Source organism: Mesorhizobium sp. ZC-5, from assembly GCF_025753855.1.
Classification (GTDB): domain Bacteria; phylum Pseudomonadota; class Alphaproteobacteria; order Rhizobiales; family Rhizobiaceae; genus Neomesorhizobium.
The window spans coordinates 23007-42604 of record NZ_JAOWPT010000016.1; the positions used below are offsets into that span (position 1 = coordinate 23007).

Genomic DNA, 19598 nt, shown 5'->3' on the forward strand with positions numbered 1-19598 from the left:
AGGACCAGCACGCGGTGATCGATCTGCACGCGCGCGTCAGTGGGATCTCGGTTTCTATGGTGGCGAGCCGATTTGTCATCGCCTGTTCCTCCCGCGGTCAGCGCTGGCCCTCTTGTCGCGATGGACGGCAAGGGTAACCGGCGTGCGCGACTTGGGCGTCTTGTGGATGAAGTTGTGACGCGCGATGTGATAGCTGGGATCGAAACCGTAGAAGTTGTTTCGCATCCGCTGCAATTCCTCGACACGATAGGCAGCCAGCGGCTTTATCGCCTCGTCCCGGGCACGACGCAGCCGCTTTGCGGCGATTCGAGCGGCAATGTCGGGCGATCCCGCCAAGGCGGCGGCCTTGCGACGGATCTCCTCGCGGGCGATTTCCATCTCGCCGGGCAGGCGGCACGTGGCGAGTCCCAGTTCGAGCGCTTCATCGATGCCCATCGGCAGCCGCGCCTGGGTTACACGCTTGGTACGCTCTTCGCCGACGCGGGCTGGCAGCAGGTAGGTCCAGTATTCCGAGCCGTAGAGATTGCCCATGTCCTTGTAGTGCAGGTTGAGAACAACACCTTCGCGCATCCAGATCTCGTCGGCGGCAAGCGACAGGAAGACGCCGCCCGCACCGGCATTACCGAGCACGGCGGCGATCACCAGACAATCGTTGCAATCGATGATTTCGCGCACGAGATCGTTCATTGCGTTGATGTTGCGCCAAGATTCGTCCGCGGCGCTCTCGGTGTTTTCGATGATGCCAAGGTGGATACCGTTCGACCAGCAATCCGCATCGCCTTCCAGCACCATCACCGGCAGCGCACGCGCCTTCGCTTCGACGATCGTTTCGCGCAGGGCAGCGCAATCCTCGGACGACATCGCACCATTGTAGAACTGGAATTCGAGGAAACCCACGCCGTTCTCCTCATGATAGCGGCAGGGGTGGGGGCCATCGATCACCGGCAGATGGCCCGCCTCGATTTCGAGAAGATGAAGCGCCGGCAGCTTCAATTTGCTTGCTCCCGGCTGACGAAGATGGCCGATCCAGAGCGCGCCTTCACGGAAGGCCATTGCCACAGCCCGCCCCGAGCTGCCGATCAGCATGCCCGGTCGTTCGGAAAGTCCCGCCGCGACCGCCGCATCGAAGACCAGGAACGGTTGTCCGGCGATCGTCATCAGCGCGCCGGGATCACCGTCCGAGGCATCGATGATCCTGAGTGCTTCTTCGGCGGTATGGAGCATCGGGTCGATGGTGCGGTCGGCTTTGCGGCAGGCGGGCCGGGTGGAGCCCTTGCCCCAGTTTGCCGGCAGCTGAGCGCCCATCTGCCCCTCAATGCGGCCGATCGCCTCCAGGACACAGCCGACTGCCGCTTCCGTCACTTCATGGCGGTAAAGGCTGGATTTTCGTGTCCGGCGCGTCGGAAATTCGCGCCACGCCCAGACCGGCCCCGCATCCATATCCTCGCGCGCCTCGATCAAAGTCACGCCCCACACGGCTTCCCCAAAGAGGATCGCCCAGTCGAGCGCGCTCGGTCCCTTGTCGCCCCGGATGCCGGGATGGACGATCAGACAAAGCGTCTTGCGCCAGATATCGGCCGGAATCGGCCGCTTCAGGAACGGCGCGATCACCAGATCGGGGCAGAAGAGCGCGACTGCCTCCCGCGTCAGGTCGTCATGGATATCGAGCTCGACCGACACGTCATGCCCGGCTCTGCGCAAATCCACATGCAGGCGCTGGGACAGAGAATTGAAGCTATGGCAGAGGAGCAGGATGCGCATCGGCACTCCTCAGCAGATTCTGGGAAGCTGTTCGCCGGACAGCCAGTCAACGATGCGTCCGCCGCCGAATGACGTTGCCATTTGCACGAAGCAATCGTCGTCCGCCACGACATGGCCGACCAGCGCCGCTTCCCTGCCAAGCGGGTGAGCCCGCATGACGGCGAGCATTGCATCAGCGGCTTCGGGCGCCACGACTGCGACGAGCTTGCCCTCGTTGGCGACATTCAGCGGATCGAGGCCGAGGAATTCGCAGGCCGCAGCCACCTCGGGCTTGATCGGAATGGCCTCCTCATCGATACGAAAACCAACCTTCGACGCATTGGCGATCTCGTTCAGCGTCGCTGCAAGGCCGCCGCGGGTCGGATCGCGCATCAGCCTGATCGCGGCTCCGGCAGCCTCGACCATGCCGGCCACCAGACCATGCAGTGCGGCGGAATCCGAGACGATACCTGTGTCGAATTCGAGGTTCTCTCGCTTCGACATCACCGCGACGCCGTGATCGCCGATCGAGCCGGACACGATAACCACATCGCCCGGACGGGCAGCATCGGAGCGGAGATCGAGCCCGGCCGGAACCATGCCGACGCCGGCGGTGGAGATGAACACGCCGTCGGCCTTGTCGCGTTCGACCACTTTCGTATCGCCGGTGATGATCGGCACGCCCGTCTCGCGCGACGCGTCACCCATGGTTTGGGCGATGCGGTCGAGATCGGTTAGCGGAAAGCCTTCCTCGATGATGAAGCTCGCCGAAAGATAAAGCGGCACCGCGCCCGCCATCGCAATATCGTTGATCGTGCCGTACACGGCTAGCGAGCCGATATTGCCGCCCGGGAAAAACAGCGGCGAAACAACGTAGCCGTCGGTGGTCATCACCATGCGGCCGCCCGGCACCATGAAGGCCGACTGGTCGTTGCCGGCCCGCAACCATTCATTGTCGAAAGCCTTGTGGAATATGTCCTCGATCAATTGGCCCATGGCGCGGCCACCAGCCCCATGGGACAGGTCGACGCGGCCATTTTTGAGGTCGAGCTTGCGCCTGTTGGCTTTTATCATAACGTCGTTTGACTGACCTTCATTCAAAGGCTTTGGCATGCTCGCGCAAGCGGCCGTAGGTCCAACGGGCGGCACAGGCACCCTCGGGAGAGACCATGCAGGATCCCATCGGCGTGTCCGGCGTGCAAACGGTGCCGAACAAACTGCAGTTGGCCGGCTTCTTGACGCCGCGCAGGATAGCGCCGCATTCGCAGGCCGGGTCGTCCTTCGCGGCCGGCGTCACCATCGAGAAGCGCTTTTCCGCGTCGTGTTCGGCATATTGCGGCCTGAGCCGCAGCGCGCCATAAGGCACTTCGCCGAGCCCGCGCCATTCGAAGCTCTCGCGAAGTTCGAAGAAATTGGCGACCTGGGCCTGCGCCTTCTCGTTGCCGAACCTCGTGACGGCGCGGATATACTGGTTCTCGACCTCATGGCGGCCGTCGTTCACCTGCCGGACCAGCATCAGGATCGCCTGGATGACATCGAGCGGTTCGAAACCCGCCACCACGACCGGTTTCTGGAATTCCTCGGCGAAAAATTCGTAGGGCTCGGTGCCGATCACGATGCTGACATGGGCAGGGCCGATGAAACCGTCGATCTTGACCGTGCCCAGTTTGCGGACATCCGGGCTTTCGAGAATATTCTGGATCGCCGCCGGTGTCAGCACGTGGTTGCAGAAGATCGAGAAATTCCTGAGCTCCTTGGCAATCGCGACCCTGAGCGCCAGCGCCGTCGGCGGCGTCGTGGTTTCGAAGCCGATGGCGAAGAACACCACTTCCCGATCCGGCTCGGCTTCGGCGATCCGTAGCGCATCCAGTGTCGAATAGACCATGCGGATATCGGCGCCGGCGGCCCTGGCCTTGAGCAGGCTCGATTCGTTCGAGCCCGGCACGCGCATCAGGTCACCATAGGTGCAAAGCGTGATCTCCGGCCGCATGGCAAGCGCGATTGCCGCATCGATGCGGCCGATCGGCAGCACGCAGACGGGACAGCCAGGACCATGGATCATCTGCACATTTTGCGGCAGAAGGTCTTCAAGGCCATAGCGGGAAATCGCATGCGTGTGGCCGCCGCAGAATTCCATGAAATGATAGGAACGCGCCGGATCGGCAAGCGCGGCGATTTGGCGGGCGATTTCCTTGGCGAGCCTGCCGTCGCGATGTTCGTCGATATATTTCATGCCAAGGCAGCTTCGCGGATCAGGGCCAGTGTCCTTTCCGCCTCTTGCGGATCGATCTTGCCCAGGGCGTAGCCGACATGCAGCACGACATAGTCGCCCGCCTTGACGTCCTCGACAAGCGCGGTCGAAATGATCTTCGAGACGCCGTCGAGCGTCACCTTCGCCATGTTGTCTGGCAGCACGTCCTTTACCTTGACCGGTATGGCTAGGCACATTTCGGGTTGTCCACCTGGCCTCTATCGTTGTTGATGACCTGCCTTGCGAAGGCGGCCTGGCCAAGCGCAATGCCGCCGTCATTGGCGGGAATCATCCGCGGCAAAAGTGGCTCCAGGCCAAGATTGCGCAAGGCGTTCGCAAGGCCTTCAGCGAGGACGCTGTTCATGATGCAGCCGCCGCCGAGCATGATCTTGCTCGTGCCGGCTTGCGAGGCCCCGCACGCCGCCCAATCGGCAAGACCGGCGATCAGCGTGCCATGGAACAGGTTGGAGGCGCTGACGCCGCAAAGCTGCCGCTCGGCCAGATGAACGATCAGCGGCCGGAAATCGAGCGTGTCGTCGACAATTCTGTAGCCTTCGGGAAGACAGCGCGGGCTCTCAGCCAGAGCCTCGAACTCCATCGCCGCCTGTCCCTCGTAGCTCTGCACGAGGCGCACTCCGCTGACCGCAGCTGCCGCATCGAAGAGCCTTCCCAGGCTCGACGTCCGGCTCGGCTGCATGCCACACGCGAACATGGCTTCGAGATGCGCGACGCCGGGATGTCCCGGCCAGAGCTTTGGCGCAAGATCGATGCGGCCAGCGGCCCGCAGCGCGGCGACCCCCATGCGCCAGGGTTCGCGCGCAGCACGATCGCCGCCCGGCAGCGGCAGGGGCGAAAGCGATCCCAGCCGATGCCAGCGGTATCCGTCGACCATCAGCATCTCGCCGCCCCAGCTGCCGCCATCGGCGCCATAACCATGCCCGTCGAGCGCCAACCCGAGAACCGGTCCGGTGACGTGATGCTCGACGACGACAGCGGCAATATGGGCAAGGTGGTGCTGGACCGCAACGAGCGGCAGGCCCAGGCTCTCAGCCATCCGCACTGACCGGAAATCGGGATGCAGATCGCAGGCGGCATGGTCCGGCCTGATATCGAGAATGGAACTAAGATGCGCGACCGTCTCCTGCTGGAAGCGGATCGCTTCGGTATTGTCGAGGCCGCCGATATGCTGCGACAGGAACGCCTCCCGGCCGCGCGTGATGCAGACCGTGTTCTTGAGATCGGCGCCGGTGGCGATCACGCACGGACCGTCCTCGCCGAGATCGAGAGGCTCCGGCACGAAACCGCGTGCCCGCCTCAGGAAACTTGGAGCACCATCGATCACCTGCATGACCGAATCGTCGGCGCGAACGGCGATATCGCGATTGTGCGTGACGATGAGATCGGCAATCCCGGCAAGCCGGCGTTTGGCATCGTCATTGCTGGCCACCACCGGTTCGCCGCCCGGATTGGCGCTGGTTGCGATCAGCGCGGCGGGGCCATCTTGCGGACGCTGGGCAAGTGCGTCAAACAGCAGATGATGCAGCGGCGAATGGGCAAGCATCAGGCCAATCCGCTTGAGTCCGGGTGCGATGAGGTTGGAAAGCCCATCAAGACCCTTCACCAGCACGATCGGGCCGGCGGCGGACATGAGCAGCGCTTCTTCGACCCCCGTCAGATCCGCAAGAAGCCGCGCCGCCTCGATATCCCGCACCATGACGGCCAACGGCTTTTGGTGGCGCGCCTTACGCAACCTGAGAAGGCGGATGGCGGCATCGTTGCGCGCATCGCACAGCAGGTGGAAGCCGCCTATCCCCTTGAGCGCGACGATTTTGCCTTTCAGCAACCGTGCAGCAATCTCCCCGACGGGGTGACTGAGTTGCGGACCGCAGGCCGGACAGGCGACGGGTTGTGCATGGAAGCGCCGGCTTTCGGGGTCGGCATAGTCGGCGCGGCAGGACGGACACATCGGAAAGGCGGCCATCGAGGTCTGCCGACGGTCATAGGGCAGGGCGCCGGTGATGGTGAAGCGCGGGCCACAATGGGTGCAATTGACGAAGGGATAGCCGAAGAAGCGGCTCTGCGGATCGGTCAGCTCCCGCCGGCATTCGGCGCAAGTTGCGGCATCGGCGCCGATGCGCGTCGCGCCGTGTCCGCCGACGCTTTCAAGTATCTTGAAGAGTTCTCCGCCGGCTGCGTCCATCTCCAGCACGTCGACGGAGTCTATTCGTGCCAAGGGCGGCGCCTGCATGCGCACAGCTTCGGCGAACCGGCCTGCACAAGTGCCTTCGACCTCGATCAGCACGCCGGCGCTGTCGTTAAGCACGAAGCCCGTCAGGCTCATCGTCCGCGCCAGCCGGTAGACGAACGGACGGAAACCGACGCCCTGCACGCAACCGCGCACCCGCAGCCGCAGCCGCTGGACCGGATCCTCTACTGCCGATGCCTGGCCGCGTGCCATGGTCAGGCCACCTTGGCGCGCCTCGCCAGCGTTGCGGCCGAGGCCTCCAGCCACGCGCAGAAGGACTCCATGCCTTGACCGCTGCGGGCGGAGACGACCAGCGTCCGCAGCCGCGGATTGACGCGCAGCGCATTGGCGATGCAGAGCCCGACATTGAAATCGAGATGCGGAAGCAGGTCCGACTTGTTGAGGATCATCAGATCGGAGGCGGCAAAGATGTCAGGATATTTGAGCGGCTTGTCTTCGCCTTCGGTAACCGACAGCACCACCACCTTGTGGGCCTCGCCGAGATCGAAGGCCGCCGGACAAACCAGGTTGCCGACATTCTCGATGAGCAGGATCGAGCCCGGCTCAGGCGCCAGGTCTTGCCTCGCGTGGCCAACCATGTGGGCATCTAGGTGGCAGCCCTTGCCAGTATTGATCTGGATGGCGCGGGCGCCGGTTTCGCGGATGCGGGCGGCGTCGTTGGACGTCTGCTGGTCACCCTCGATGACATTGATCACCACACGATCCCTGAGTTCGCGGATGGCGCGGACCAAAAGGCTCGTCTTTCCGGAGCCGGGGCTCGAGACGATATTCAACGCGAAAATACCGTTCTGCAGGAAGAAGGCCCGATTTTCTGCGGCATAGCCGTCGTTCTTGGAGAGAATATCCTTTTCCACCTGGATAATCCGATCCTGGCTCATGCCCGGCACATGCACGCCGGCAATGCCCTTGCCGCAGTGGACGCTGCCGTCCTCTGCGTGGTGGTGGTCATGCTGATCCGGGAAATGGTGGGCATCATGATCGTGATGATGGTGGTGATGATCCTGATCGTGACTATGCGCGCCGGCATGGCCAGGAGCCTCGGCCCTGCTTTTGTCACCTCCAATCACTGCCGTTGCGCAGCCGCATACCGTACACATTCAGATGACCTCCATGTCCTTGATCTTCAATTCGTCGCCCGCCGTCATCTGCACCCGAAGCCGGCCGCAGTCCGGACAGGCTCCGAACCGCTCCTCGAGCGCCACCGTCTTTGTGCAATCGAGGCACCAGCCTTCGCCAGCGATGCGATTGATCTCAAGTGCCGCGTTTTCCGCGATCGTGCCATGCCGCACCGCTTCGTAGCAGAACACCAGCGCATCCGGACTGACATGGCTCAAGACTCCGACATCAAGACGAACGGACTTGACCGTGCTCGCGCCGTTCTGCCGCGCCGTCTCGCAGACGATCTCGATCACACTCTCCATCAACGACATCTCATGCATGGGCAGCCTCGTGAACGCCGATCTCGAACGGCACGCAGGGATCAAACAACGTGGCCAGCCTGGATACCGACCGGGCGGCCGACTCTCCCACGCCGATCCGCGATGACAGCAGGGTTTCGACGAATGGACCTGCCGGATGAAAATTCCATTCGGTCGGAGCGAGTATGCGGTAGGCGCAAAGATGCCCGTCCATGCCGATCTCGGCCAGGTGGTAGAGCCTGCCGCGCGCGCACTCCACGGCACCATAGCCCCCGGCGCCGGGCGTCGGTCCGCCGCCCATCAGAGAGGAACACGCATCCGTGTCCTGCTGGTCGAGATTAGAGAGCTGCTGCAGGCAAAGGCCAACGTCGTGAATGCGCGCCAGGAAGCGCTCGGCCAGATGCGGGCCTTCGGGCATGCGGCTCAGCCGGGCATAGGCCCCGGTCTCGGTCACCCGGCCGGCTAGATACGGCAGGCTGGCATAATCCGCCTCATGGCTGAGATGAGCGATAACCTCTGCATCGTCCGCAACCGTCAGCGGGTCGGGCCGCCGGCTGGCGAAAATCCGGTCACGTTCGATATCGCCGAGGATTGCTGCGTAGGCCGTATCCCACGGCGGCTTGCCTTCACCGTCGGGAATGCCAAGGGCGGCAGCCGCAGCGGAAAGCCGCGCCGCTGGTTCGGCCACGAATGCGCAATTGGCGATCTTTGCCTTCGCACCAGCAATAATCGCCTGCGCAGCGGCCAGCGCCTCGCGCAGATATTTGCCTGCCAAGGCGACGATGCCGGCGGGTAGCGGCAAAGGCCAGTGCAGGATCAGTGCTCTCAATGTCTCGAAGATACGCTCCGCAAGCAATTTGGCGGTGGCAGCGAACCGCTCCTCGCCGCGCATCGGCCGGTCAGCCGCATTCAGCACCGCAAGCCGCGCTGCCACCGATTGCGCAACACCACAGAGCGAAAAAACCTGACCAGCAAGCACTGGCGCCTCTTCGGGGCGGCGGCCGACGAACAGGCGTGCCAGTCCCTGCGGGCGGTTGGACTTTATCTCCACGCAACAGGCCAGCGCCCGCGACACCGTCACGTCGATCCGGATCGAGCCCGCACCGAAGGTCATTGCGCCAACTCCTGCTGCTTGCGGAAATTCCCCCTCAGCAGGTCGCGGCGTTTGACATTGGTCGACGGGACCGACGCCGGCGTAAGTGCAGCCGGGTCGAAGAAGGCGCGGACGGCCTCCACCGCGGTCTCCAGCGCTGCTTCCATCGTCCCAAACGCGAAGACCGGCGAAAACAGCGAGCAGGAAGCGACCCGGCCGATCGCATCGAGCTCACCGGCGATGAACTCGACCTCGGCTACGGGGAGACCGATGCGGACGGTCGTTCCTACGGCAACCGGAGCCGATTGCACACTACCGGGAATATCTGCCGCCACCAGGTTCATGAACCACGGCGTCGCAATGATCCCGAGGGCTCTTCCGCCATAAATTCGGAAGCCGGTCGCCTTGATGCGGAGGGCGGGATTGCAGCGCGGCACGTCCTGCATGGCGGTTGCATGAATGTAGCGATAGCACATCTCGGCCGGATTGATTTCCGTGCGTTCCGCCGCGTCAGCGTGCATCGCCGAGCCTCATGAACTTCGATTGCAGGGCGTCACAGTTGGGACAGCGCCAGTCTTTGGGCAGGGCGGAAAACGGCACGCCGGGCGGGCTCTGCCAGACCGGGTCGCCTTGCGCGGGATCATAGACATGCCAGCAGATGCCGCACTCCATCTTGTCGTCATCGGACGCCGGATCGCACTTGCCGAAGTTCTCGAAGCTCGTCATTTGAAATAGGCCTCTTCGATGTCGCGCAGCCGGGCTTCCGAATCCCTGAAATCCTCTTCGGCAGCGATGACGACGGACGGGATGTCGGCAACCTCCAGCGTATCGAGAATGATCGTGTCCATGGCGTTGTAGAACTGCACCGACCAGACGTTGCGGACGCCGGCCGCCACGACCCGACATGTGCCATAGCCGCGCGAGGTGAACTTTACCGGCCCGGTGCCGAGCGTCGCCTGCAGGAAACCCATGTCCTGTGGGCTCATCGGAAAGAGCGAGAAGTTGATGATATCAGCAGGATCGCCGTCGCTATAGCGGCCGATGCGGTCGCCGATCTCGGTCAGCACCGGCATGACATTCATGGCGCCTGCCGGCGCCGGTCCGTGGGAAATCGATGCCGGCAGTGCCGAACAGGCCTGACGTACGGCTGCGGGAATCGACGCGACCTCGATATAGTCAGCAAGCAGCCGGCCATCCGGGTCGGTGAAACGGATGCGCCAGACGCCGGCCATCACCGCTTCCTGGATCTGCGCCAGGATGCCGGACGGCAGCGCGGCAATTCCCGCAACTTCGCCTTCGCCGAGGGTCTGGGTGATCAGCTCCCTTTCGTCATCCGGAAAATCGGTAATGTCGAACAGGCGGCCCGGCTGGTCAGCCTTCTGCACGGCGAGCGCATCGGCGAGTTGCGGCAGCAGCATCGCCGTCCGGCGACAGCAGCGGATCATCTCCTCGGCGCTGCTGGTCGCGAGATAATTGAGCTTGCGGGCGCTCTGCGGCGGCTCCGCGCCGATCGGCATGACCGTCATCGCCGCATCGGCGCCCTCGGGGGCGACCCAGAAACCTGCTTTCATCGGGCGATCTGGTTGCCGGCATGGGTGATCTCGACCTTCGACCCGCCAGATGCCGCCATGACCGGCGCATCCGCAGATAGCCAGTTGCCGATCTTCTCCATATATTCCGACCAGTCGCGGATCTTGCCGATGACGCCAAGCGGCTGGGCTCCGCGCGTGACAACGAGGCTTGGCATGACCACGACATTGAACCGCGGCTTGAGCTTGTCTTCGGCGGCGCGGAGCACGATGGCGCCCCGCACCCGTCCCGGGAACGCTCGTAGGAGTTCGGGAAGAACGACGGCGACGTCGTCGGCTTCAGGTCGCAGCGCAGGATCGCCGGTGAAAAACAGGATAGCATGTTCCGCTTCGTCCGCGGCCGGCGCCAGGAAGGTGTCGATGCTCGCTTCGTCGACGATGGGCAGTCGCATCTGCTCACGCAAGACGCGGACCAGGTAAGAGGGCATTGTCTCCTCCAGAAATCAGCTTGCAGAACGTTCTTGGGAGTTGACCAGCAAGCGGTGTGCCAGATCCGGGGGGTCCATTGATCTGCAAGGAGAGTTTCCAGCTCGGTTGCTCGCGTCGAATTGCTGGAATCCCGGTTTCCAGATGCGGCCACTATTCTCTCACCCCTCACGCAGATGCGCGGGCAATTCCGGCTCGCGGGCGATGAGATCGGCAAACAAGGCTTCGAAGGGCCGGCCTTCGACAGCTTCCGCCAGACCCGCAAGGGCATCATCGATGGCTTGCGCCTCATCACCCTCAAGGACGCGAATGGCCGAGCCCAGATGGGTCAATAGATATGTGCCTGGCAGCTGCGCGCCGACCAACATCATCGACACGGAAGAAATCGTACCATGACGCTCGCATTCGGCCACGCACTCGTCGCCGGTGACGACCCGCATCGGAAGACCTATGCACATGGCGTTGTCTCTTTTCTGTCATTCAAGCTACGAAATCGGGAACCGTGTGGACAGCGCCCACACGGCAGGCCTCCGCCTTGGGAGCGAAATATCAAGCGGCCAGCAGCTCGGCCCCTGTTAGGGCGACGGCAGCTCCGGCAACCCGGCCAGACGCTCTGCCCGGGCCTTGCAGAAATCTAAGCGACGCGAGCGCGATGCCGCCCGCATGCAGCATGCGGCCGGGAAGCCCGTGACATAGCCCGCGGCATGCGACATGGCAGGCGTTTCTGAACCATGGGCATGACCCGTGGGAGAGTGCGCATATCCCACGATCCCCGCCACCGGCGCCCGAACCTTGACTTCGAAGGCGACGAGCAGGCCGAGCACCGCTACGGTGAGGGCAATCCCCGTTTCCACCATCGACAGCGGGACGCCCTAGATGCCTATCGCTCCGCCGATCGTCATGACGATGACGAAGGCACAATCCAACTGTCCCTGTTGCCGAGCGTGCCGGGCCGGAAGCCGACCGCGACGGCGGCAAGGATATGGTGGAGGCCGCTCAAACGATGGCCGAGACCGGCAAGCGTGCCATCCGCATGAAGTCCGGTATGGGCATTGGCGACGCCCGGCACGCCAGGGCCGCGCATGCAGCCAATATTCTCCGAAACTTCATGGGAGCCTCCTCAGGTGATCAATGCGGCTGGCGCTGTTCGTAATTGTCAAAATCCAGATCGTTGCCGAGGAGCGAGGGGACGATGCCGCCGCTCCGCGCTCTTGCCTCGATGCCCCATCCCTTGAGAATGGCGACCGCCGTCCGGATCGCTTCGGGGATGACCGCCTTCACCGGCTCCGTCAGCGGCCCGCCCCAATCCTCGAGATCGACCGGCTGGCAGCCGATCAACGCCAGCTTTTCCGGATAATGGCCGAGCAGGTCGGCGGCGCTCAGCACTTCCTGGAATCCGGTCTGGTGCAGGCTCATCTTCCTGGCGCCGGTGAATTTCGGCACTTCGTCGTTTTCGACGATCTTCAGCGTGCCCGGGCTGAGCCCGTAGTCGATGGCATCGAAGACGATGAGATAATCGGTTTCCATCACGAACTGCACGAGATAGAGCCCTTGCGTCCCGCCGTCGAGGACGGTGACATTATCCGACACCGAATAGGATTGGTGAAAAGCTTCGACCACGCGTACGCCAAACCCCTCGTCGGCCCACAGGATGTTGCCGATGCCGAGGACCAGCACCCGGGGCCGTGTCGAAGACAGTTTGCGCACCTAGTCCTCCAGGTCCTTGAACATGCGATCGCCCGAGATCATCGACGAGATGATGCTCTGCCGGCTCATGATGTCCTCACGCACAGCCACATAGATATGGACCATTGTGAAAACCAGGATCACCCACATGCCGAGATGGTGGAAGGTGTGGACGTCCTGGCTGTTCGGCCAGATCGAGAACAACCAGCCGAACAGGCTGTATTCCCAGCTGTCGCGGCCAGTGCCCTCGCTGTAGAGCGCAAAGCCGGTGATGACCATGAACAACAGCGGCAGCGTGAACATCAGGAACATGGCGGACTGGGCAAGCGGTTTGTGACCGACATATTTTTTCGGCTTGCTGATCAGGAAGGCATACCAGCGCACTTCATGCACGCATTCCTTCCAGAACCGGCCGCTCCAGACCGGGACGTAGAAGATCTGTCGGGCATCGACATTGCCGACGAACACCCAGTAGATTCTCAGGATCAGGGCTATGGCCAGGATCTGTCCGGCGGCGAAATGGTTGAAGCGGATATATCCCATCAGAAAGTTGGCGCTGGCCTCCCCCGGCATCGACAGCAGTGGGCTGCCGATTAAGTAGCCGGTCAGCGCAAGCGTGAGGATGGAGAAGGCGTTGATCCAGTGCCAGAGACGCACCGGCGCCTCGTAGACATAGACGCTCTGGCGCTCCACGGCTCTTTCGCCGTGTGCGTCCAAGGTTGCAAGCGGGTCGAAAAGGCTCATCGCATATCCCTCCTCATCTCATCTGCACTTTTGCCATTTCCTGCCCGTCCGGGCTCATGACATGCGTGGAGCATGCAAGGCACGGATCGAAGGAATGGATTATCCGGAGTATTTCCAGCGGCTGGGTGGGATCTGACATCGGGGTATCCACCAACGAGGCTTCGAACGCGCCGATACCGCCTTTCGGATCGCGAGGGCTGGCGTTCCAGGTGGTCGGCACGACGCATTGGTAGTTGTCGATCTTGCCGTCCTTGATCTTGATCCAGTGGGCGAGCGCGCCGCGCGGCGCTTCGGTGAAGCCGACGCCCTTGACTTCCTTCGGCCAGGTCTGCGGTTTCCATTTGTCGACGAAAGCGGTCGCGCTGTCGCCAGCCTTGATATTGGCGACCAGCTTGTCGAAGAAATAGCGCATCTGGCGGCCCGCCCATTCGGAGTCTAGGGCGCGCGCCGCGGTGCGGCCGAGCGTGGAGAAGAGCGCCGACATCGGAAGACCGAGATCTTTCAGCACCTTCTCGATCGGCTCCTTGAATTCAGGCTTGCCCTGCGCATAGCCGACGACCCAGCGGGCGAGGGGGCCTACCTCCATGGCGTGTCCGCGCCAGCGCGGCGCCTTGATCCATGAATATTTGCCACCTTCGTCCAGTTCCTGGATGTTGGTCTTGGTGCCCTTGGCATTGGGGCCTAGTTCGTAATGCGGCTCGGTGACGCCATCCCAGGGGTGCAGGCCCTTGGCCTCGTGCGGATACTTGTACCAGGAATGGATGACGAATTCCTGGATTTGCTCCGGATCGGCGAGGTCGATCGGCAGAATGTCGGCAAGATTACCGTTGATGATTGCGCCGCGCGGCAGTTTCAGGCTCGCTTCCGAATAATCGTTGGCATGTTCCGGCACATCGCCATAGGCGAGCACGTTCTTGCCCGAAAGGCCGCCGCCAAAGAGCCAGTCCCTGTAGAATGAGCCGATCGCCATGACGTCGGGCACATAGACCTTTTCGTTGAACTCGATCAGCTGGTCTATGATCGACGACACATGGTTTAGGCGCTCGATGTTGATCGCACCGACCGCGCCGGTTCCATCGATGTTGATGGGACAGGGCAGGCCGCCGACCAGCCAGTTCGGATGTGGATTCTTGCCGCCGAAGATCGTATGGATCTTGACGATCTCCTTCTGGAAATCCAGCGCCTCGAGATAGTGCGCGACGGCCATCAGGTTGGCTTCCGGCGGCAGCTTATAGGAGGCGTTACCCCAATAGCCGTTCTTGAATGGACCGAGTTGGCCGGATTCAACGAATTTCTTGAGCCGGGTCTGGATGTCCTTGAAATAGCCGGGCGAGGAGAGCGCCCAGTCGGACACCGACTGGGCCAGCTGAGACGTCGCCTTCGGATCGGCCTTGAGCGCGCAGACGACGTCCACCCAGTCAAGCGCATGCAGGTGATAGAAATGCACCACGTGGTCATGCACCTGCAGCGCAAGCTGCATCAGGTTGCGGATCGAATTGGCGTTTTCCGGGATGGTGATGCCAAGGGCATTCTCGACCGCGCGCACGGAGGTCAGCGCATGCGCGCCCGTGCAGACGCCGCAGATCCGCTCGGTGAAGGCCCAGGCGTCGCGCGGATCGCGGTTCTTGAGGATGACTTCGATGCCGCGCCACATCGTGCCAGTGGACACAGCGTTGCGGATGACGTTGTTGGCGTCGACATTGACCTCGACCCGCATATGGCCTTCGATACGGGTGACCGGATCGACCACGATGCGTTTGCCGGAATTGTCGAGCGTGAAGCCGTTGGGCGTTTGGATTGACATAAGTGTTCCCTGCCCAGAGTTTTAAACGTCGGTTTTTTCGCGCTTGGTGGTGACGCGCTTGACGGCGGTGATCGCGGCGTGGGCCGCGATCGCTCCGCCGATGACGCCGGCTACCGTCATGCCGATCCGGTCGGCATTGGCCTCGATGCCGAACTGGTTGATCGTGGCCAGGCGGTCATAGAAGCTGCCCTTGTCCCAGAACCCATCCTCGGAGCAGCCGATGCAGCCGTGACCGGACTGGATCGGGAAGGAGACGCCGCCGTTCCACCGCACCGTCGAGCAGGCATTGTAGGTGGTCGGGCCCCTGCAACCCATCTTGTAGAGACAGTAGCCGTTGCGTGCTCCCTCGTCGTCCCATTCCTCGACGAACTGGCCGGCGTCGAAATGCGGCCGGCGGTAGCATTTGTCGTGGATGCGCTGCGAATAGAACATCTTCGGCCGGCCCTGCCGATCGAGCTCGGGCAATCGGCCGAAGGTGGTGATGAAGGTGACGACGCCGGTCATCACTTCGGCGATCGGCGGACAGCCCGGGACCTTGATGATCGGCTTGTCGCGGATCACCTTGTCGATCGGCGTTGCCTGGGTCGGGTTGGGCTTTGCGGCCTGGACGCAGCCCCAGGAGGCGCAGGCGCCCCAGGCGATGATCGCCATGGCGTCTTCGGCCACATATTTGAGTTTCTCGACGAAGGGTCGGCCGCCGTCGATGCAGAACATGCCGTCCTCATTGAGCGGCGGATTGCCCTCGACGGCGAGGATGTACTTGCCCTTGTATTTCTGCTTGGTCTCTTCGAGGATGGCCTCTGCCTGATGGCCGGCTGCGACCATGATCGTGTCGTCATAATCGAGCGAGATCATCGAAAGGACCACGTCCTTGACCAGCGGATGGGCCGAGCGGATGAAGCTCTCCGAGCAGCAGGTGCATTCGAGGCCGTGCATCCAGATGACAGGAACCCGTTCCTTGGTTTCGAGTGCCTCGGCCATCGCCGTTTTCGCGTCCGGGCCAAAACCCAGGCTCGCCGCCGTCAGGCTACAGAATTTGATGAAGCTGCGTCGGGTAATCCCCTGACGGCGAATGACATCATAAAAGGTTTCTGTTTTGCGCATCGTGCTCCTCTAGCGCTCCGTCCCCAGTCAACTCACCCGGATGAGATACCTAGGCAGGCATGATAGGGAGAGGTCGCAAGAAGCGGGCCAGTTTGAAAGCCGGTGCCGAACTCCAAACTCAAGCTCGTTAAGCGCCAAATGTACGGCCGAGGAAAACTCGACCTACTCCAGGCGCGCGTCATCGGCGCTGCGTAGGAGCCAATTTTGCACGCCGATTCACAGCTCCAAACACGAAACGCGGTCCGAAGGCAACAAACTCAGAAATTTGGACAAAAGACTGCCAGCCTGGAGGTCTTTTTTCGAGATCGGCAACGGACGCTTGGTGGATGTCCCTGAAGTCGTTAGCGACACGATGTTGCTTCCGCCCTTTAGGGTATTAACATAGTTTAGAAATGATTGCGATATAGGCGCCGTCGCGGTGATAAGTATGTCGTCGTCCCTAGCAAGCCATATCATTCTTTTTGCTTCCGCTGCATTATTCTGCAAATACTTGTCAGACAACGAGGGAACTGCTGTGGCCATGGCGTGGGAGCCAACATTTCCTAGTACTAACGCGGTCATCTTTTCTACATTATGATCGGCTGGCCAACGTGTCCGGAAGTGATTGGCTTTCTGCTACCCACCAGTCAATGCAGGCGTCAGCAAGGATATCAATCGGGTCGACAATATCATTGTCGTATGCGAGGTCACCGCAGATCGCTGATAGTTCACTGCAACCAAGAATAATTTTGTCAGGTTCGAAAGATCGCACGGCTTGAACAAGCCTCGTTAGATTGTCCTGTGCATTTGCCATGTTGCCTGACTTGACGTCAGATATGATCTTGATGGTGTCTTTCTGAAGTTTCGGGTTGCTGCGATAAAATTCTTTGCCGAAGTCGCTCTCAGTTTGTCCGGCGTAAAGCCCGTTGTGCATTGACGCGCTCGTTCCGATGGAAATTGAGCGAAGGTTGCGTGCTTCGCTGCCACGCGAGTCCTCTATGGCTTGTCTTGTTATCTCTACCATATCAATCAATTTTACTGACAGCGCTTTTTTAATCTCTGTGGCCCAGAGATGTGCAGTATTGCAGGGGATAGCGATTGCTCCGCATCCAACTTTCTCTAGCCAATACGCGCGTTCCAAAATTTGCCGCAAGGGGGCGTCGCTGCCGACTAAAATTGCCTGCGAACGATCAGGGATATTGGGAACCGATAGACAAATAAACGGGATGTGATCCTGGTCTCTTTCAACGCGGCTTTTGCGAGCCAGAATCTCCAAGAATTTAGCAGTCGCAAAGCTTCCCATTCCGCCGACCACTCCAAGTGGTTTTCGTTGACCAAGTAGTCCGGGAGATGGGGGCGGGATGGCGTCGATCATCAAGAAATTCCTATTGTTGAGGTTTTGCGCCACCGATCGTCTGTGAGGCGGGGCATCCGCGGTCGCGTGTTCTCAAAGCGAAATGTTCTCTACCTGCTCCGCCGCCGTCTGCGGGATGCCCGGCATCGGTTTAGCTATAACGACGCGGATCCGACTTGTTGACGCACGACGAGCGCATCAAAAATCGTACCACCTTCGCAAAAATAGCCCTGGGTAAGTTTTGATATTAAGATCAGATAGTTAAGCCAGAGCGCGGACGAAATTGGGCCAAACGCCACTATGCCACTATGTAGCAGGCGCGACAAACCCGACAGGGCATGTGGAGACAGCGCCAATGCCGGAATTTTTGCCTAGGACTCGGCAATTGAACCGGCCCGCAACGTGGCTTGCAGGAATGCTTCGATGTGCGCGCCTAAAAGGTGTACCTGGTGCCGTAGGGCATCTCCTTGCCACTCTGCCGGATCAACGCTCCCAGAAGCGCCGTTTTTGAATCTTCCCCAGTTCGCGTATTGGAAAGGATATCGCATCGCTATTCTCGCGAATTGGATGGCTTTCCATTCTGGCATTCCGGGCGCGAGTAAATGTCGCGTGGCATTGTATGATTTTGTCGGACATCGACATGGCTGGTTCGCCCCGGGCCATGTTCTGAAACGATTTTTCTTTGGTACGCAATTTGCTCGTCGTCAGGAGAATGTCGAAAAGTCACGAAAACACATCCTGCCGGGAACTCGGTCCTACTCGTCGAAACGGTCGACACAGCCAAGCGCGAATGTTCGCAGGGCTCCAATGTCATTTTGGTTTCAGGTGCCCTGCTCGACAAAGGCCCAGAAGCGCTCCGCGAAGGCAGCGTCCAGCGCCTCGACGATTAGAACGATGTCAAGATCCTTGGTGGCACGGAAGTCTAGGCCGACCTCGTTCATGATAAGCTCGCAGGCGGCACCACCGATCAGCACATATTGATGTTCTTGGCCCGCGAAATGCGCGCGGAAGCGGTCTACCCCGGTCACCATTCAAACGTCTCCAATAATTGTTCCGCCGCTTGCGCAACACGTTCGTCCGGGCTCCCCCGAACACTGAGATACAGGGACAGCCGATCTATGACATTGTCCCGCGCGAGGATCTGCGGGTCGTAGGTCCAGGTCTGAATTTCTATTCGGTCGTCATCGAACGCCGCGGCTGGGCTGAGTGCGAGCCTCTCCTTGAGGCGCATCCAATGCATCGACAGAATGGCGCGCGTCTCGACCCGAGGGGCCGGCAGCATGGTGTAGTGGGCAAGCGCGCTCTCGCCGGCGAGCGGTGCGATATGGTTTTCTATCCGGCCGCTAACAAGGCGAACCTTGCGCACTGGGGACTGCAATCGCTCTTGGATTGCCTCCCATAGTTCGTGACCACCTAGGAGCATGTGAAGACGCCGTTGTCGGCCGACATGGCGAGCCTTTGCAAGTTGGAGTGCCTCAAGCTCATCTAGTGTTCGGCTTATGCTCATGATCGACACATGCAGTCGCTCGGCAAGGTCGGTGAGGTGTTCATCCTCAAGGGCGACACCCTGCAGGACCGCGAGGAGCACCAATTGCGTGGTAGGGCTGATCTGGTCAGAGGGAGGGATCGCGGCCGTCGGCGCGCGCTCGCGCAGGTCTAGCAAGGCTTCCGGGACATAAAGCTGCGCACCCGGCGCGATGAAGCCGATCTGCCGCTCCACCATCTGGCGTCGGATGGCGTTCGGCACATGGTCAAGTAGCAGCAGAATGAGATCGACGCCAAGTTGGCGGCGGACCAGATCGCGGTGCTTGAGATAATCCGTAGTAGGGCCTTGCCGGGGTTCGCGAATAGCCATGAGAATCAAAGTTCGACCGTCCAGCAACCCTTCCCACAACATGTAGCGGTCAAGCACGAAGTGCGGGACGTTTGCTGGCACTATAGGCGTGAGTTCGAGCCGCCGCCCGAAGGCGTGCTGGACATACACTTCTGCCGCCTGAGCGAGCGCTTTCAACCGTGCTGCAGGGATTGTTTCGGTGGCTCTCTACGTCCGTGCCTGTCCAGATCGCCTTTGCCCGTCAGCGAAAAGCCCCCGCCAGGCGGTTGCTGAACCGTCTATCCTGAGCCGATGTCGCCAGAAGCGGTGC

23 protein-coding genes are annotated in these 19598 nt (G+C 61.3%); all 23 read right to left on the minus strand.

Features of this window, described 5'->3' with window-relative positions:
- Window positions 1-75: 75 nt before the first annotated feature.
- Window positions 76-1761: an enoyl-CoA hydratase-related protein gene (locus OHD58_RS27195; protein WP_263806763.1), complete on the minus strand. Its 1686-nt coding sequence runs from the start codon at window positions 1759-1761 to the stop codon at window positions 76-78.
- 9 nt (window positions 1762-1770) lie between these two features.
- The gene (hypE, locus tag OHD58_RS27200; protein WP_318528299.1) at window positions 1771-2853 is read right to left on the minus strand and encodes a hydrogenase expression/formation protein HypE; all 1083 of its coding nucleotides are present in this window, start codon (window positions 2851-2853) and stop codon (window positions 1771-1773) included.
- On the minus strand, window positions 2834-3973 hold the full coding sequence (gene hypD / locus OHD58_RS27205; protein ID WP_263806765.1) for a hydrogenase formation protein HypD: 1140 nt from the start codon (window positions 3971-3973) through the stop codon (window positions 2834-2836). Before hypD ends, hypE begins: the two co-directional genes overlap by 20 nt.
- Entirely contained in the window at window positions 3970-4188 is a 219-nt protein-coding gene (locus tag OHD58_RS27210; RefSeq protein ID WP_006205709.1) for a HypC/HybG/HupF family hydrogenase formation chaperone, read from the minus strand. The genes hypD and OHD58_RS27210 overlap by 4 nt, the downstream gene beginning before the upstream one ends.
- Window positions 4179-6449 (minus strand): carbamoyltransferase HypF, encoded by a 2271-nt coding sequence (gene hypF, locus OHD58_RS27215; protein ID WP_263806811.1) that lies wholly within the window; start codon window positions 6447-6449, stop codon window positions 4179-4181. Before hypF ends, OHD58_RS27210 begins: the two co-directional genes overlap by 10 nt.
- Window positions 6450-6451: 2 nt before the next feature.
- A complete protein-coding gene (gene hypB, locus OHD58_RS27220; protein ID WP_263806766.1) occupies window positions 6452-7354 on the minus strand; it encodes a hydrogenase nickel incorporation protein HypB in 903 nt (300 codons plus the stop codon).
- Window positions 7355-7696, minus strand: a complete 342-nt coding sequence (gene hypA, locus OHD58_RS27225) for a hydrogenase maturation nickel metallochaperone HypA (RefSeq protein ID WP_263806767.1) — start codon at window positions 7694-7696, stop codon at window positions 7355-7357.
- Window positions 7689-8789 carry a hydrogenase assembly protein HupF gene (locus OHD58_RS27230; protein WP_263806768.1) on the minus strand — a complete coding sequence of 367 codons (1101 nt, stop codon included), beginning with the start codon at window positions 8787-8789 and terminating at the stop codon, window positions 7689-7691. Before OHD58_RS27230 ends, hypA begins: the two co-directional genes overlap by 8 nt.
- On the minus strand, window positions 8786-9289 hold the full coding sequence (gene hybE / locus OHD58_RS27235; protein ID WP_263806769.1) for a [NiFe]-hydrogenase assembly chaperone HybE: 504 nt from the start codon (window positions 9287-9289) through the stop codon (window positions 8786-8788). Before hybE ends, OHD58_RS27230 begins: the two co-directional genes overlap by 4 nt.
- Window positions 9279-9494, minus strand: coding sequence for a rubredoxin (locus tag OHD58_RS27240; RefSeq protein WP_263806770.1), 216 nt, complete (start codon window positions 9492-9494; stop codon window positions 9279-9281). The genes hybE and OHD58_RS27240 overlap by 11 nt, the downstream gene beginning before the upstream one ends.
- The gene (locus OHD58_RS27245; protein ID WP_263806771.1) at window positions 9491-10339 is read right to left on the minus strand and encodes a hydrogenase expression/formation protein; all 849 of its coding nucleotides are present in this window, start codon (window positions 10337-10339) and stop codon (window positions 9491-9493) included. Before OHD58_RS27245 ends, OHD58_RS27240 begins: the two co-directional genes overlap by 4 nt.
- Window positions 10336-10785, minus strand: a complete 450-nt coding sequence (locus tag OHD58_RS27250; RefSeq protein WP_263806772.1) for a hydrogenase accessory protein — start codon at window positions 10783-10785, stop codon at window positions 10336-10338. Before OHD58_RS27250 ends, OHD58_RS27245 begins: the two co-directional genes overlap by 4 nt.
- A gap of 159 nt (window positions 10786-10944) precedes the next feature.
- The gene (hypC, locus tag OHD58_RS27255; protein WP_263806773.1) at window positions 10945-11241 is read right to left on the minus strand and encodes a HypC/HybG/HupF family hydrogenase formation chaperone; all 297 of its coding nucleotides are present in this window, start codon (window positions 11239-11241) and stop codon (window positions 10945-10947) included.
- Window positions 11242-11358: 117 nt separating this feature from the next.
- A complete protein-coding gene (locus OHD58_RS27260; RefSeq protein WP_354494721.1) occupies window positions 11359-11646 on the minus strand; it encodes a HupE/UreJ family protein in 288 nt (95 codons plus the stop codon).
- Between the two features lie 35 nt (window positions 11647-11681).
- Window positions 11682-11867 (minus strand): HupE/UreJ family protein, encoded by a 186-nt coding sequence (locus OHD58_RS27265; protein ID WP_263806775.1) that lies wholly within the window; start codon window positions 11865-11867, stop codon window positions 11682-11684.
- A gap of 44 nt (window positions 11868-11911) precedes the next feature.
- Window positions 11912-12490, minus strand: coding sequence for a HyaD/HybD family hydrogenase maturation endopeptidase (locus OHD58_RS27270; protein ID WP_263806776.1), 579 nt, complete (start codon window positions 12488-12490; stop codon window positions 11912-11914).
- Window positions 12491-13213, minus strand: a complete 723-nt coding sequence (gene cybH / locus OHD58_RS27275) for a Ni/Fe-hydrogenase, b-type cytochrome subunit (RefSeq protein ID WP_263806777.1) — start codon at window positions 13211-13213, stop codon at window positions 12491-12493. It lies immediately after the preceding gene.
- 13 nt (window positions 13214-13226) lie between these two features.
- Complete coding sequence (locus OHD58_RS27280) at window positions 13227-15017, minus strand: nickel-dependent hydrogenase large subunit (protein WP_006205723.1); 1791 nt, start codon at window positions 15015-15017, stop codon at window positions 13227-13229.
- A gap of 21 nt (window positions 15018-15038) precedes the next feature.
- Entirely contained in the window at window positions 15039-16121 is a 1083-nt protein-coding gene (locus tag OHD58_RS27285; RefSeq protein WP_065518353.1) for a hydrogenase small subunit, read from the minus strand.
- A gap of 216 nt (window positions 16122-16337) precedes the next feature.
- Window positions 16338-16682, minus strand: a complete 345-nt coding sequence (locus tag OHD58_RS30830; RefSeq protein WP_412177304.1) for a hypothetical protein — start codon at window positions 16680-16682, stop codon at window positions 16338-16340.
- Between the two features lie 10 nt (window positions 16683-16692).
- Window positions 16693-17475, minus strand: a complete 783-nt coding sequence (locus OHD58_RS27290) for an aspartate/glutamate racemase family protein (RefSeq protein ID WP_263806778.1) — start codon at window positions 17473-17475, stop codon at window positions 16693-16695.
- 800 nt (window positions 17476-18275) lie between these two features.
- Window positions 18276-18485: a hypothetical protein gene (locus OHD58_RS27295; RefSeq protein WP_263806779.1), complete on the minus strand. Its 210-nt coding sequence runs from the start codon at window positions 18483-18485 to the stop codon at window positions 18276-18278.
- A complete protein-coding gene (locus OHD58_RS27300) occupies window positions 18479-19465 on the minus strand; it encodes a hypothetical protein (protein ID WP_263806780.1) in 987 nt (328 codons plus the stop codon). The genes OHD58_RS27295 and OHD58_RS27300 overlap by 7 nt, the downstream gene beginning before the upstream one ends.
- Window positions 19466-19598: the final 133 nt, after the last annotated feature.

Coding starts and splice junctions, on each gene's coding strand:
- OHD58_RS27195 (WP_263806763.1), bottom strand. CDS start 1,761: ATGCGCATCCTGCTCCTCTGCCATAGCTTCAATTCTCTGTCCCAGCGC.
- hypE (WP_318528299.1), bottom strand. CDS start 2,853: ATGCCAAAGCCTTTGAATGAAGGTCAGTCAAACGACGTTATGATAAAA.
- hypD (WP_263806765.1), bottom strand. CDS start 3,973: ATGAAATATATCGACGAACATCGCGACGGCAGGCTCGCCAAGGAAATC.
- OHD58_RS27210 (WP_006205709.1), bottom strand. CDS start 4,188: ATGTGCCTAGCCATACCGGTCAAGGTAAAGGACGTGCTGCCAGACAAC.
- hypF (WP_263806811.1), bottom strand. CDS start 6,449: ATGGCACGCGGCCAGGCATCGGCAGTAGAGGATCCGGTCCAGCGGCTG.
- hypB (WP_263806766.1), bottom strand. CDS start 7,354: ATGTGTACGGTATGCGGCTGCGCAACGGCAGTGATTGGAGGTGACAAA.
- hypA (WP_263806767.1), bottom strand. CDS start 7,696: ATGCATGAGATGTCGTTGATGGAGAGTGTGATCGAGATCGTCTGCGAG.
- OHD58_RS27230 (WP_263806768.1), bottom strand. CDS start 8,789: ATGACCTTCGGTGCGGGCTCGATCCGGATCGACGTGACGGTGTCGCGG.
- hybE (WP_263806769.1), bottom strand. CDS start 9,289: ATGCACGCTGACGCGGCGGAACGCACGGAAATCAATCCGGCCGAGATG.
- OHD58_RS27240 (WP_263806770.1), bottom strand. CDS start 9,494: ATGACGAGCTTCGAGAACTTCGGCAAGTGCGATCCGGCGTCCGATGAC.
- OHD58_RS27245 (WP_263806771.1), bottom strand. CDS start 10,339: ATGAAAGCAGGTTTCTGGGTCGCCCCCGAGGGCGCCGATGCGGCGATG.
- OHD58_RS27250 (WP_263806772.1), bottom strand. CDS start 10,785: ATGCCCTCTTACCTGGTCCGCGTCTTGCGTGAGCAGATGCGACTGCCC.
- hypC (WP_263806773.1), bottom strand. CDS start 11,241: ATGTGCATAGGTCTTCCGATGCGGGTCGTCACCGGCGACGAGTGCGTG.
- OHD58_RS27265 (WP_263806775.1), bottom strand. CDS start 11,867: ATGCGCGGCCCTGGCGTGCCGGGCGTCGCCAATGCCCATACCGGACTT.
- cybH (WP_263806777.1), bottom strand. CDS start 13,213: ATGAGCCTTTTCGACCCGCTTGCAACCTTGGACGCACACGGCGAAAGA.
- OHD58_RS27280 (WP_006205723.1), bottom strand. CDS start 15,017: ATGTCAATCCAAACGCCCAACGGCTTCACGCTCGACAATTCCGGCAAA.
- OHD58_RS27285 (WP_065518353.1), bottom strand. CDS start 16,121: ATGCGCAAAACAGAAACCTTTTATGATGTCATTCGCCGTCAGGGGATT.
- OHD58_RS30830 (WP_412177304.1), bottom strand. CDS start 16,682: ATGACCGCGTTAGTACTAGGAAATGTTGGCTCCCACGCCATGGCCACA.
- OHD58_RS27290 (WP_263806778.1), bottom strand. CDS start 17,475: ATGATCGACGCCATCCCGCCCCCATCTCCCGGACTACTTGGTCAACGA.
- OHD58_RS27295 (WP_263806779.1), bottom strand. CDS start 18,485: ATGGTGACCGGGGTAGACCGCTTCCGCGCGCATTTCGCGGGCCAAGAA.